At 64.8% G+C, this 12736-nt stretch carries 11 protein-coding genes and 1 pseudogene; 4 read left to right on the forward strand and 8 right to left on the reverse strand.

The annotated features are described in order from the left end of the window. Positions 1-79: 79 nt before the first annotated feature. Entirely contained in the window at positions 80-310 is a 231-nt protein-coding gene (locus tag ACFWF1_RS16445) for a hypothetical protein (protein ID WP_379282817.1), read from the reverse strand. A 1094-nt stretch (positions 311-1404) separates the two neighbouring features. Between ACFWF1_RS16445 and ACFWF1_RS16450 the strand changes: the two genes are divergently transcribed. Continuing rightward, positions 1405-1569 (forward strand): hypothetical protein, encoded by a 165-nt coding sequence (locus tag ACFWF1_RS16450; RefSeq protein ID WP_379282818.1) that lies wholly within the window; start codon positions 1405-1407, stop codon positions 1567-1569. Positions 1570-1654: 85 nt separating this feature from the next. Here the strand turns inward: ACFWF1_RS16450 and ACFWF1_RS16455 are convergent, their stop codons facing one another. After that, a complete protein-coding gene (locus tag ACFWF1_RS16455; RefSeq protein WP_379282819.1) occupies positions 1655-2113 on the reverse strand; it encodes a nuclear transport factor 2 family protein in 459 nt (152 codons plus the stop codon). 418 nt (positions 2114-2531) lie between these two features. Continuing rightward, complete coding sequence (locus tag ACFWF1_RS16460) at positions 2532-3728, reverse strand: hypothetical protein (RefSeq protein ID WP_379282821.1); 1197 nt, start codon at positions 3726-3728, stop codon at positions 2532-2534. A 344-nt stretch (positions 3729-4072) separates the two neighbouring features. Between ACFWF1_RS16460 and ACFWF1_RS16465 the strand changes: the two genes are divergently transcribed. After that, positions 4073-4816 carry a tRNA-dependent cyclodipeptide synthase gene (locus tag ACFWF1_RS16465; RefSeq protein ID WP_379282822.1) on the forward strand — a complete coding sequence of 248 codons (744 nt, stop codon included), beginning with the start codon at positions 4073-4075 and terminating at the stop codon, positions 4814-4816. Continuing rightward, positions 4813-6003, forward strand: coding sequence for a cytochrome P450 (locus tag ACFWF1_RS16470; RefSeq protein WP_379282823.1), 1191 nt, complete (start codon positions 4813-4815; stop codon positions 6001-6003). Before ACFWF1_RS16465 ends, ACFWF1_RS16470 begins: the two co-directional genes overlap by 4 nt. Before the next feature lie 209 nt (positions 6004-6212). Here the strand turns inward: ACFWF1_RS16470 and ACFWF1_RS16475 are convergent, their stop codons facing one another. The 5 genes and pseudogenes from ACFWF1_RS16475 to ACFWF1_RS16495 form a co-directional block, all read right to left on the reverse strand. Then, on the reverse strand, positions 6213-6941 hold the full coding sequence (locus ACFWF1_RS16475; RefSeq protein ID WP_379282907.1) for an ABC transporter permease: 729 nt from the start codon (positions 6939-6941) through the stop codon (positions 6213-6215). 29 nt (positions 6942-6970) lie between these two features. Continuing rightward, the gene (locus ACFWF1_RS16480; RefSeq protein WP_379282824.1) at positions 6971-7759 is read right to left on the reverse strand and encodes an ABC transporter ATP-binding protein; all 789 of its coding nucleotides are present in this window, start codon (positions 7757-7759) and stop codon (positions 6971-6973) included. Between the two features lie 14 nt (positions 7760-7773). Continuing rightward, positions 7774-8631: a pentapeptide repeat-containing protein gene (locus ACFWF1_RS16485; RefSeq protein WP_379282825.1), complete on the reverse strand. Its 858-nt coding sequence runs from the start codon at positions 8629-8631 to the stop codon at positions 7774-7776. A gap of 13 nt (positions 8632-8644) precedes the next feature. After that, the gene (locus ACFWF1_RS16490) at positions 8645-8923 is read right to left on the reverse strand and encodes a PadR family transcriptional regulator (RefSeq protein ID WP_379282827.1); all 279 of its coding nucleotides are present in this window, start codon (positions 8921-8923) and stop codon (positions 8645-8647) included. A 130-nt stretch (positions 8924-9053) separates the two neighbouring features. Then, positions 9054-9152 (reverse strand): annotated as a pseudogene (locus tag ACFWF1_RS16495) (FAD-dependent monooxygenase); the annotation flags it as partial. 277 nt (positions 9153-9429) lie between these two features. Here ACFWF1_RS16495 and ACFWF1_RS16500 point away from each other — a divergent pair. After that, positions 9430-12441: a BTAD domain-containing putative transcriptional regulator gene (locus tag ACFWF1_RS16500; protein ID WP_379282828.1), complete on the forward strand. Its 3012-nt coding sequence runs from the start codon at positions 9430-9432 to the stop codon at positions 12439-12441. The last annotated feature ends 295 nt before the right edge of the window (positions 12442-12736 follow it).

Below are 12736 nucleotides of genomic sequence, written 5' to 3' on the forward strand. Positions count from 1 at the left end.
CGCCAACGTGAGCTCGCCGCTCCCGAACGGCAACGCGCCTCGCCAGAATCCGGCGGGGCGCGTTTCGTCGTTTCCGGACTCAACTACCGACGACTTCCCACCGCTCGATGTCGGCGGCGGGCGAGGACTTGCCGTTCCACAGGTGGAGTTCGTAGTCGCCGTCTTTGAGTTTCGCCTCGGTCTTGTAGTTCGCGCTCGTGTCGGCGACGTACAGGGCGAAGGTTCGCCCGCCGAGGTCGGTCGTTTTGAGTGACGAGGCGATCGTCGTCGCGATCGGCCGCAACGCGTCGGCCGACTCGGCGCCCGGCACGCACAGGTCGAGGGCGACACCGACCAGGTTCTAGGATGCGGCGGTTACGAGATGCCCATGCGTTCCATCCCCCAGTCCAGCGCCGCGGGCTCGTTATCTGCCGAAATGCGCCGGGTTGAGTGCAGAGGTGGGGTTACCAGCGGGAACCGGCGCCACCCCTGGATAGAGCGAACTGTCCACCCCCAGCCGAACTCACGCCGGACCGGGTAGCTCTGGCCGCCTTTCGGCGGACGCAGGTTGCGGACCACACGCTCGAGATCCCGGCCCCACCAGCGCAGGCGAGCCACTACGCTTCGCATCGTCACCGGAGCCTCCCTAACACGTGATGAGCGCCGTCATGCTCTTGCCGTTCTCGGCCCGAGTGTATCCATCTGCGGTGTCCTCGTACATGTCGTACTCGGGCTGCCACGCACCCGGAATACAGTCCAAGGTATGCACCGCGAAATTTAGCCGGTGCGGGCTCGGCAGAGCGGTCGAGTCGTCCGCACGCAGCACCCACCCACTGCCGGACGCCTTGTGCCACAAGCGCAGGCGAATACGCAGATTCATGGGCGCGGTGCCGCATACGGCGTAGCCACCACTGATCACGGCCCCGTGCTGAACGAACGGTGCGGACGGTTGAAAGTTCCAGTTGCACAGGCTGACCGGAAAATCGGCACGTGCGACCGGGCTCGCCGTGAACGACGTGAGGTGATAGTCGCGCTGAGCGCAGCGATAGGAAATACATAGCGGTGCAATAGATTGCGCATGATTCCCCCCAAGGAATCTCGGCGTTGATCGGACCCGGAATGGTGTCCGTCTGCTCAGATACGCACCGCGCGGGCTGCGGTGCCCCCTCGGCGCGAGTAGAAATGTATCCCCGCTGGTCGGGGATAGCCCATCGAAATGCGTTGCTCTGGCAGTCAATTGGCAGGGGATGCCCGCGCGCCGTCATCTACGCGCGCACCGATGATCGCCGTCATCGTCATGTCCTTCGACTGGCCCGACGCCGCACGCTTCCGGCCGAGCCACGTCGGTCAGAGTGGACGACGACGCGCCGCAAGGTACGAGCCGCCGCGAGAACTCATCCCGTCGAATACGACGACGGGATCACCATGCGCATGATCTGCGCCCTGGCCGGGCTGGCCCGCGTCCTGGCCGAACTTCGCGAATTCCCACTGGTGATCGCCCCGCACGAGTCCCGCCTGGAGCTGTTCCATCCTCGCCCGACCCTCGCCCCGATGAAGTGGGAGGGCATTGCGGGCAAGCTGGGCGCCTGAACGCCCGGCGCGTACCCGGCAGGGCGGCCCCCGATTCGGCGCGACCACCATCGGCGCACCCGGTTGGCCTGGACCGATCCTGGGTTCATACGTCGTTAGCTGGGGGAAGCTGGTTGACGCCGAAGGCGATCAGTTGGCGGATCGGGTCATGGTAGGTGGTCCACTCGGCGATCTTGCCGTCCCGAAAACGGAATATGGTGAGGTAGTCGTTGCGGTAGGGGAGCCCTGTGCTGCGGACGAGCAGGTCACCTTTGACCGTCGCCAGCCAAGTATTCGGATCGAGCAGCGGCTCGATAGAGGTGACGATTTGCCGGTAGGAGTCGTACATCTCCAAGGCTTCCGCCGCTACGGCGCGTAGCACTTCCTTGCCCTTGATCTCACGCACGGAAACGATGGGGTCGAATGGAATGCGCGTCTGTAGATCTTCGGTGCACAGCTCTAGCACACCGGTCATGTCCTTGGCGGATGTGCGCTCGTAGAAGGTCTCGATGACTGCGCGCATCCGTGCCCGATCTTCGTCAAGTTGTGCGTCAGTTGTAGTCATGCATCGAGACTAACAATAAACACGATCGATCGTTCATATTGTTGGATGGATCTCATCTCGACGAACGGAAGTCGTCTTCAGGCGACGGTTAAGCAGGAGCGCCGAGCGGTGGGTGCTCGAGGACACGGGGCTTGTATTCGACGAGTCCGGCACGTAGCAGGGATCGGCACAGGCTCAGGCTGCCGATCGTGGTGAGAAGGCCCGAACCACTCGATTTCATGGCCCGGACGGCTTCGATGGCGTCGTCGCGGACGAGCGTGGAGTTGGTCCACGTCAGTGGCTCCTCGAGTGAGGAGGAGAACACCACCTTGGACGCTTTGGTGAGCCCGTCGACGGACGCCTCTTCTTCTGGCCTGAACTCGCCTTGGCTATCAGGGTTCTCGCCGGCGGGGTGTCACGAGCTTTGACTGGCCGGGAGCTACAAACTCATCGGTGCGGGCAGGCAAGCTACGCCGGTCACTGCGTAGGTAGTTTTGCCGCTTTCGGTCTGTGCGCCGACGATCGATTTCAGCCACGGTAGTTCGATCGGGCCGCGAATCTTGTGGCCGGTGATGAGGTCGTACTCGGCGTATGTCGGTGTGTTGTGGGAGTCGATGTGTGCGACCGTGGTGCCGGTGACTGTTGTTTGATGTCCGAATCCCGTTGCGTCGAGGTCCCATTCTTTGCGGACTTCGGATGGCTGATCCAGCGGTATGGAAAGTACTGCCCCGTCGTCGCCGTTGAACCAGTACAGCCGATCCCCGATCCGGGTCAGCGTGTTCGGCCGCGACCATGCGGAGTGCCCGGCCATATCCACGTGTGACTGGATGCGCGCGGCGGTGCCGGTATCGAGTTGCACTAACTCCAATCCGAGCCCGCCGGTCCGGTCGTAGCTTGCCTCGACCGAGCCGTAGAGATTGAACAGCGCCGAGCCGTCCGCCGAGCATGCCGAGGTCCGTGACTGGCTGCGGAACATGTTGGGCCACTGCCATTCACCGCGCAGGACGGGTTCGCCACCGTCGATGGGGAGTTCGAACAGTCGGTGTTTGATCATCGGTTGGTCCGAGGTGAGGTCATCGAAAGTGACGACGACCCCGAACGCGCGCTCGCCGCAGTGCGCCGCCGAGAGCATGATCCCGGGGACTGAACCCGGCAGTGGTGCTGTGTCCGGGGAGGTCAGGACGTAGTCGTGCCGGTACTGTGCCGCTGTTCCGCCGCGGGTGCCGGTGTTGAACCAGACCAGGCTTCGGCCGGAGGCGACATCGTGAGCGATGCCTTCGACCGCGTCCTGGTTGTTCGCGAGCATGGTGCGGCCGGAGGGACCGACGGTCATCACCGAATCGGCTGTGGCGAAGGTGAACCCGCGATTCCAGCTGACAATGCGTGCAGAGTCGATCGCGCCGCCCTGAAGTTTGCCGACGAGGTTGCCGTTGGCGTCGATGGCGAAGGCCGAGGTGTGGTCGGTCTTGGTCATGATCGGAGGTTGTGACGGACCGACCGTGACCACGGCGATCGCCTCGCTCGGCACCTTGGTCATCTCGGCCGCAGTGATCGGAGCAGAATCTTGCCCGCAGGCCGAGGTGGTGATCACCATCGCCGTCAACGCCACCAGGGCAGGTGCGGACGGCCGTACCACGCCGGCTCGCCTTCGGCGTCCAGGGGGCAGGACTCGGCTCGGTGTCATCGCCCCACCGTAGACGAGGAAAGCTCCTGTAATCGCGGACGGCGCAGGGGATTTCGATGCCGTCGTGGTAGGTGATGACGGGCGGGTTCGGAACTGTGCGATCATGAGAATTCGGCGGGTGAGCGGGCTGTGGGCATTGGAGTTCTCACTGTTGCCGAGGCTCAGGGGGTGCCGCGAGGATCAAAGGACTCGTGAGCGATGCAGGGGCTCGGGGACAACGGCGTGCACCACTGCCCGGCAGCGCGGGAATGAGCGGGTAATTCGGTAGATCACCCTTCGGTGAAAGGCGCGCGATCGTGACGTCGGCAACGCTCTCCAGATCTGCAACAGAACCACTGAAACCCACTGTCCAGCAAGGCTTTCTGGTTCAGCCCTTTACTCGGCACTGTCAGGTCGTCCAGCGCGACGGTGATCACGCCGTCATCGGTGTGTCGCCGGGAAACAGCTACTTCTCCGGCCGGCGCATCCGGGACCTCGCGAGGTGGGGTCTGGCGCACTTCGACCGGGTCGACATCGTCTACACCGATGTGTATGTGGCCGAAATGTTCTCGGCCACGGGATATTCCGAGCTCGATGCGCGCCGCAAGGCGGACAAGAATATTCGCGGTGTTCGCGCTAAAATCGTTGCGGCCGTTGATGATGCGGACCCGGGAGGCCAACGACTGTCCGCGAAGGCGATGTCGGAATTCCGGTCCAGCGAAGCGTACCGGGACCTGCACGCGGATCTGCTCAGGCGATCGGCCGACGACGAGGAATTCCGTGCGGTGTGTGAGGCGCTGGTGGCGCGGTTCCTGTCCTCGAAGGCTCAGGATGGGGTCGCACCCACCCCGCGCCAGCACGAGGTGTGCCTCGACTACATTCGCGCCGAGGTCCCACTGTTCCTGGACACGCCCGCGATCCTCGGCGTGCCGTCGTCGCTGAACTGCTATCACCAACTGCTGCCCATGGCGGAACTGCTGTATGCGCGCGGATCCGGGCTTCGCGCATCCCGCAATCAGGGACACGCCATCGTTACTCCCCTTGAAGGAGGCACCGCATGACGACCGTCGACACACCGCTCGCCTTCCCGTTCTCCGCCCGTGGCGACCGAATTCCCCACGAGGTCAACGCTCTTCGCGAAACCACGCCGGTACGCAAGGTACGCACCATCGCCGGTGACGAGGCCTGGCTGGTGAGCTCCTACGCCCTGTGCAAGCAGGTGCTGGAAGATCGCCGGTTCTCGCTGAAGGACACCTCCGCTCCTGGAGTGCCCCGCCAATACGCCCTCACCATCCCACCGGAAGTGGTCAACAACATGGGCAACATCACCGGTGCGGGCTTGCGCAAGGCGGTGATGAAGGCCCTGAACCCGAAATCGCCTGGCCTGGAGGAGTTTCTGCGAACCACGGCGACGCGGCTGATCGACACCCTCGTCGCCGAGGGTGCGCCCGCCGACCTACGCAACGATTTCGCCGACCCGTTCGCGGCCGCACTGCACTGTCACATCCTCGGCATTCCACCGCAGGATGCGCCAAGGCTGATGCGCAGTCTGCACATCGCGTTCATGAACTCCGCGGAGCCCATCGCCGCCGCCGAGCTCAACTGGAATCGGGATATCGCGAACATGGTCGAGCGCCTCGACGACCCGGCCACCTCGGGGCTGATGGCCGAACTCGCGGCATTGCGCGACGATCCGGAATATTCGCAAGTATCGGAGCAAATGCTGGCCACCGTCGGGGTCACCTTGTTCGGCGCCGGTGTGATCTCCACCGGCGGCTTCCTCACCATGGCACTGGTTTCGCTCATGCAGCATCCCGAACTGAAAGCTCAGCTGCTGGCAAACCGGGCGTTGATTCCTGCCGGAGTGGAGGAGTTGCTGCGCATCAACCTGTCCATCGGCGACGCGCTGCCGCGACTGGCGACCGAAGACGTCGAGCTCGGCGACGTCCGGATCGGCAAGGGTGAATTGGTGTTGGTATTGGTGGAAGGCGCCAATTTCGATCCCGCCGCGTTCCCCGAACCCGAGACGGTCGACCTGCATCGCCCCAACGCCAGTGCGCACTTATCCTTCGGCGGCGGTCAGCACTTCTGCCCGGCCACCGCACTCGGCCGCAGACACGCCCAAATCGGCCTGGAGGTGCTACTGGACCGCATACCGGGCTTGGAACTGGCCGTGCCGATCGACCAACTCGTGTGGCGCACCCGCTTCATGAAACGGATCCCGGAGCGCCTACCCGTTTTGTGGTAGCTGCCGATAGGTAGCCGCATAGGAGTGCGGTTTCCGGCACGCGGCGCTCGAGCACCCGGAGATGCGTGAACGGAGTTCCCCGGCGATCACATGTACCTGGTCGATCACGCCGGCGAGATCCTGGATCTGATCGAGCACGAATCCGCCCGCGACGGTTCGGACGTGTGAGCGCACCGCCCGAGCATTCGGGCGGTGCGCTCATCCCGGTATCAGCCGATCTTGCGCCGATAGGCCACCATCGCGACCGCGTAGGCGACGACGAGCAGGCCGGCCAACCAGGCGATAGCGATCCAGATTTCGTGTCCGACCGGCTGCTGATCCAGCAGCGCCCGAATCGAGTTGACGATGGAGGTCACCGGTTGGTGCTCCGCGAAGGCCCGCACCGACCCCGGCATGGTGTCGGTGGGGACGAACGCCGAGCTCAGGAACGGCAGGAAGATGAGCGGATACGCGAACGCGCCCGCCCCCTCCGTGGTGGAGGCCGTCAGTCCGGCGATTACCGCGACCCAGGTGAGCGCGAGCGTGACCAGCACCAGCATCCCGACCACGGCGAGCCAGGCAAGCACCCCCGCCGACGAGCGGAAGCCCATGATCAGCCCGACCACGACGATGACGGCCACCGAAACGGCATTGGACACAAGCGAAGTCAGCACGTGCCCCCACAGCACCGACGAGCGTGCGATCGGCATGGAGTGGAACCGCTCGAAGACGCCGGCCTGCAGGTCGTTGAAGAGCCGATAGGCGGTGTAGGAGATGCCGGTGGCGATCGCGATGAGCAGGATCCCCGGCATCAGATAGTTGACGTAGTTGTCGGTGCCCGCCTTGATGGCGCCGCCGAAGACATAGCGGAACAGCAGCAGGAACGCGATCGGATTGACCATGACCGTGATGATGGTGTCCACGCTGCGTGTCACGTGACGAAGGGAACGCCCGAGCATCACCCCGGTATTGCTGATGACATGTGCACTCACAGCCGCTCCTTCTCGGATTCGCGTGCCTTGTCGTTGCCGACGATGGACAGGAAGATTTCCTCCAGCGTGGGTTGGCGTTCCACGTATTCCACCTTCGCGGGCGGGAGCAGCTTGCGCAGCTCCGCCAGGGTGCCGGTGACGATGATCGTGCCCTCGTGCAGGATGGCGATCCGGTCGGCGAGCTTCTCCGCCTCGTCCAGGTACTGGGTGGTGAGCAGGACGGTCGTGCCGCTGGTGGCGAGGTGCTGGATCACCCGCCAGACTTCGATGCGCGCCTCCGGATCGAGGCCGGTGGTCGGTTCGTCGAGGAACAGGACCGGCGGGTCGCCGATCAGGCTCATGGCGATGTCGAGCCTGCGGCGCATACCGCCCGAGTACGTCGATACCCGGCGCTTGGCCGCGTCGGCGAGGCCGAATCGTTCGAGCAGGCTGTCGGCCACACCGCGTGGGTTTGGCACCTGCCGCAGTTTGGCGATCATCACCAGGTTCTCCCGGCCCGTGAGGATCTCGTCCACCGCGGCGAACTGCCCGGTCAGGCTGATCGATTCGCGCACCTGCGCCGACTGCGACATGACGTCGAATCCGTTGACGGTCGCTGTGCCCGCATCCAGCCTGAGCAGGGTGGACAGGATCCGCACGATGGTGGTCTTGCCCGCGCCGTTGGATCCGAGCAGGGCGAAAACGCTGCCGCGGGCCACGGTCAGGTCCACGCCCTTGATGACGTGCAGGTCACCGTAGGACTTGTGCAAGCCTTCGATACAGATCGCCGCGTTCTGTGTTTCCATACTTCTGCATCCCTCTATGTGATGGTCGCAGCGGACAGATCTGCTCCGAGACCGGTGAGTCCGGCGTAGGTGAGTTTGTCCATCAGCGCACCCTCGAAATTCACCGTCCGAATGGCGGCGCGGTATTTCTTGGTCAGCGCGCGGAAGGACACATCGCGCAGCGTCGCCCGCCGGAACGAGACATTCTCGAGCGCCGTCTTTTCGAAGTTCACGCTGACGAAGGTCGACGCGTCCAGCTTCAGGCCGCGCAGATCGGAGCCGGAGAAGTCGACACCGGTAAAGGTGCAGCCCTGGAAGACGGTGTGCCGCAGGTCGGTGTTGCGGAGCCGGACGTCGGTGAGCGCGGCGTCGACGAACCGGGTCTCGATGAGTCCCGACGTGCTGAAATCGGTGCGTACCAGGGTGGCTTCGTGGAAGCTTGCCCTGGTCAGCTCGGTCGACGTCATCGTGACATCGGTCAGATCGGCGCCGTCGAAGTCCGCGTCGGTCAGATCGCTGTTCTTGAACGAGCTGCCGGTGAGGTCGGAATGCGAGAAATCGCTGCCGCGCAACGCACTCCGCTCGAATTTTCCGTTCCGCGCCGCGACATGGGTGAGATCGCTGCCGGCCAGGTCGCTCTCGTCGAATCGGGTCATCATGCGCCGTTCGAGTAGCCGGGAGAGATTGGCGACCTCGTGCACCGTCTGCTCGATATCGCCGATGCTGTCGATGGTCAGCTCGAAGGCCGACGCGTCGTCCTTGCCCTCGGCGCGGAGCTCGCGGAACCGTTCCCGAAGGTCCGCCAGGAGGTCCGCTTTCAACTCGCCGACGCTTTTCGCGCCCTCGTACGGCGCGAAAACGCCGTCGACGTACTCCTGTAGTTTGTCGTTCATCGTTGTCTTCCCCTCACAGCAATGTGTCGAGCACTCGCTTCGCGTACTCCCAGCCGGACTTGTTCCTGGCGTAGGTCGTTCGCCCTTTTTCGGTGATCCGGAAGTATTTGCGCCGCCCACCCTGTGATTCGTTGCCCCAGTACCACGTGATGTCGCCCTCGGTCTCCAGGCGTCGGACGCTGGAATACATGGTGGCTTCCTTGAGCTCGTATTCACCCTGCGAGCTCTCGGCGATCAGTTTGACGATCTCGTAGCCATAGCGATCCGCTTCGATCAGCAATCGCAAGATCATCGTGTCTGTGTGGCCACGGAGCAAATCGGATGTGATCTTGCTCGTGCTCATATCAACACCTCCGCCGATAACGTTATGTCCAAGTACTGTGACCGTCAAGGTACTTTATGAGTCATAGTAGATTGACGGCGGTGGTCCGCACGGCGAGCCGGTCGACGATCACCACGTCGGCGCCGGCCAGCCGCAACTCGCCGGCCAGCATCAGACCCGTCGGTGTGCACCCTGCGACGTCGTTGAACCAATTCCACGCTCACGGAAGGGGATCAGCCGGTCAAGAGGTGGACCGAGGCGTCCGCTGGCGCGGATGTTCTCGACAGCTGTCGCTAATGTGCACCCATGGATGCGCCAGAGTTTCCTACGCTTCGCAGAGGCAGCTGGATCGGACGGCTGCGACGAGGCGGTTGTGGGCGTGGGCCGAGTCTTCGAGGAAGCGACTCGGTGCGGCGATTGAGCACCGGCTTGCCGGGGCGTGCTTCGGCGTCGGTCGGATCGAGGGTGAGGATCGTTTGACTGCACAGATCTCGGATATCGACTCGGCGAATGTCCTGCGGCTGAACGTATTAGGGCCGGTCGAGGTGCGCCTGGCGGAGCGGCGGCTGGATATTTCGGCGCCACAGACGTTGGCGATTCTTGCGATTCTCGCGGCTGAGTCCGGGCGGACGCTGTCGACGACGGAGTTGGCTGCGCGGCTATGGGCGGATCGGACGCCTATCTCGGCGGTCAATGTAGTGCGTAATCATGTGCATGATGTGCGCAGGCAGTTCGATACGCATGGGCATGCGGGGGCCGGGGCGGAGTGGCTCGGGTCGACCATCGGCGGGTATCGGCTCGGGCTGCCGGTGGAATCGGATGTGGCTGCGGTCGAGGAGTTGCTGGTGGCCGCTGAAGCCGACCGCGCCTCGGGTGCGGCTGATCTGGCGAACGAGAAACTTGTTGCGGCGAAGCAACTGTGGCGGGGGGATCCGCTGGTGGGCGTGCCTGGGCCGTGGGCGGATAAGGAGCGGGCGCGCCTGGACGGGTTGCGGTCGGCTCTGAACGAGGCTGCGATAGCCGTCACCCTGGACCTCGGTCGGTATTCGGCCGCTGTCGCGGAGTTGGCGGCGCTGGTCGCGGCCGAACCGCAGGGGGAGCGGTGGTACGAACTGCTGATGGTCGCGCTGTACCGGGCGGGGCGGCGGGCCGAGGCGCTCGAGGTGTATCGGAACGCGCGCCGGCTGCTCATCAACGAACTCGGTCTGGAGCCGAGCGAGCGGATGGTTCGTCTGCATCAGGAGATCCTGTCGGCCACGCCGCAGGTTTATGCGGGTGAATTGGTTTCTCCCGAAAGGGATTTGCATTCGCCGCGGATCCCGGCGCAACTGCCACCGGACGTCGCCGATTTCGTCGGGCGAGACGATCTGCTGGAAGAACTGACCACGGTGCTCGGTACGGACTCCGGGCGTGGCACGGTGGTCGCGATCACCGGGATGGCCGGGCTCGGAAAGACCGCGCTCGCAGTACATCTCGCGCATCGAGTGCGCCGATCCTATCCGGATGGCGTGTTGCATCTCGATCTCGGCGGTACGGACGGCCAGCCGCGCTCGACCGACCTGCTGATCGAGGCGGCATTGCGCGCGTTCGGTTTCGAGCCGAGCGAGCTGCCGCTGGACCGGACGTCGCGAACGGACCTGTGGCGCACCATGGTTGCCCGCAAGCGGGTACTGCTGTTGCTCGACAACGCGCGTGACGTCGAGCATCTCACGCCATTGCTGCCGGGCCCTGGTACGGCGACCGTGCTGGTGACCAGTCGTTCGAGTCTGGCGGAATTGTTCGGCGCGCGGCTGGTCCCGCTGGATGTCCTCACCCCTGACGCGGCGTGGACGCTGCTGGAGCACGGGGTTTCGACGCGCCGGATGTCAGCGGAACCCGATGCGGCGCACGAGATCCTGCGCGAATGCGGGCATTTGCCGCTGGCCCTGCGCATCATCGGTGCGCGGCTGGCGAGCAGGCCCACCTGGCCGCTCGCCGGGGTCGCCGAGCGGCTGGCCGACGAGCGCGGTCTGCTGGCCGAGCTCACGGTCGGCAACACCAGCGTGGAGCTCGCATTTCTGGCTAGTTACCGCAGCCTCGCCCCGGAGCTGGCGAACGCGTTCGTGCTGATGGCGTTCTCGGACGCACCCGAACTGTCCGTCGCCGCCATTGCCGCGCTGCTGGATCGGGATCGGGCGGAAGCCGAGCGGTTCTGTGAAGCCCTCGTCGATCTGGGCATGTTGCAGACGCCGGAACTGGGTCGTTATCGGTATCACGATCTGCTGCGGCTGTTCGGTCGCAAGATGGCCGATGCCGAACAGCGGCGAGAGTGGCCGCAGGCTATGCATCGGCTGGCCGACTTCTATCTTGCCAGCGCGAAAAACATTATGGATCTGCGCGATCCGGGTTTCGGCTCTGATCAATACGCTGCTACCAGCGCGGCTGGGCAGCGGTTCACCACCGGGCAGCAGTGCGCGGCATGGGTTTTGGTCGAACATCGTGCGGTGGTGGCGCTGTATCGACAGGTTGCCGAGGGCGGCGATGCCCGAACCTGCACGCTCGCGGTCGATCTCGCGTTAGCGCTGGCGGTGGGCGGGGATGTGGGTGAGCAGCAGCCTGAGGTGGCGCAGGCCCTCCAGTCGCTGAGCCGGGCGGCCGAAGCCGACGGCGAACGCCGGACCGTGGCAAGGGCACATCTGGCCGCCGCGATGGCTTGGCTGGTCAGCACGGGAGATCTGAGCACCGTGAGCGCACTGCGTGACGCGGGTGCGACCTTGCTGGACCTGGACGATCATGCCTGCGCCAGCATGGCCGAGATCATGATCGGCACCGCCATGGCCTATCAGCGCGACATCGATACGGCGGTGGAACATTTCCATCGCGCTATAGAGCTGGTCAGCCAGGATTGGCCTGCGAGTCAAGGCATCATCTGGGCGACGATCGCTCGCGTCAACTGCGAGGCGCACCGCTGGGACGCGGCCGTCGAGGCCGCCGAACAGGCCCTGCCGTTCGCGCGCCAGGTCGGTAACCTGCGGATCGAGTCGATGGCGTTGCACGAGTTGGGATTCGCGAAACTGCACTGTGGTGATCCGGAGATGGCTCTGGGGTTGTGCGAGCGGGCGTTCGACGCGGCGCGCCGGGATGGGCGCAGGCATCAGGAGGGGTGGGCGCTGGCCCGGTTGGCCGAGGTCATGCTGGACAGCGAGGACGCCGATGCGGCTGTGCTGGACGCCGGTGCGGCTGTGCTGGTTGCTGATGAGGCTGTGCTGGTCGCTGATGAGGCTGTGCCGGTTGACGGTGCGGCCGCGCCGGTCACTGATGCTGCGGTGCGTGCACGCACCGAGGTCTCGGCCGCGGAGCAACGCGTGCGGGCGATGCAGGCATACAGCCGTGCTCTGGCCGCTGTCGGCCGCGGCGAGGAGGCGGCACCGATTCTGCAGAAGGTCGCCCAATGGACCAAGCGCATGGGGCTTGCCGCGCCGGACGCCGACGCGCCGGTCGCCAGCTGACGGGCACCGTTCGCGCTCGGCAGAGTTGAGTCGTGCGCGGCGTCGGCAGGGTTCGCCCATGAGCGCAGTGGGGCGTGAACCCGCGACCACTGGATTATGAGTCCACGGCTCTAACCGACTGAGCCAGCCCGGAGCGCCCCGGATTCGACTGCGCCACCTCACAATCCGTCCGGCTCGATCGCTAGTGGGCCGCTCCGCAGTCCTCGTGGTGTGGGTGCTTGGCATCGGTGCTCCGGGGTGAGGCGTCGGGCGGCGTGGTGCCGGTTACTGCCGTCGATCGGCGCTCGAGTTGCCG

It is taken from the genome of Nocardia sp. NPDC060255, from assembly GCF_042727395.1.
Taxonomy (GTDB): Bacteria; Actinomycetota; Actinomycetes; order Mycobacteriales; family Mycobacteriaceae; genus Nocardia.

Excerpts from the sequence above, each read along its gene's own strand:
- ACFWF1_RS16455 (WP_379282819.1), bottom strand. The coding sequence starts at position 2,113 with ATGACTACAACTGACGCACAACTTGACGAAGATCGGGCACGGATGCGC.
- ACFWF1_RS16475 (WP_379282907.1), bottom strand. The coding sequence starts at position 6,941 with ATGCTCGGGCGTTCCCTTCGTCACGTGACACGCAGCGTGGACACCATC.
- ACFWF1_RS16450 (WP_379282818.1), top strand. The coding sequence starts at position 1,405 with ATGCGCATGATCTGCGCCCTGGCCGGGCTGGCCCGCGTCCTGGCCGAA.
- ACFWF1_RS16485 (WP_379282825.1), bottom strand. The coding sequence starts at position 8,631 with ATGAACGACAAACTACAGGAGTACGTCGACGGCGTTTTCGCGCCGTAC.
- ACFWF1_RS16480 (WP_379282824.1), bottom strand. The coding sequence starts at position 7,759 with ATGGAAACACAGAACGCGGCGATCTGTATCGAAGGCTTGCACAAGTCC.
- ACFWF1_RS16490 (WP_379282827.1), bottom strand. The coding sequence starts at position 8,923 with ATGATCTTGCGATTGCTGATCGAAGCGGATCGCTATGGCTACGAGATC.
- ACFWF1_RS16470 (WP_379282823.1), top strand. The coding sequence starts at position 4,813 with ATGACGACCGTCGACACACCGCTCGCCTTCCCGTTCTCCGCCCGTGGC.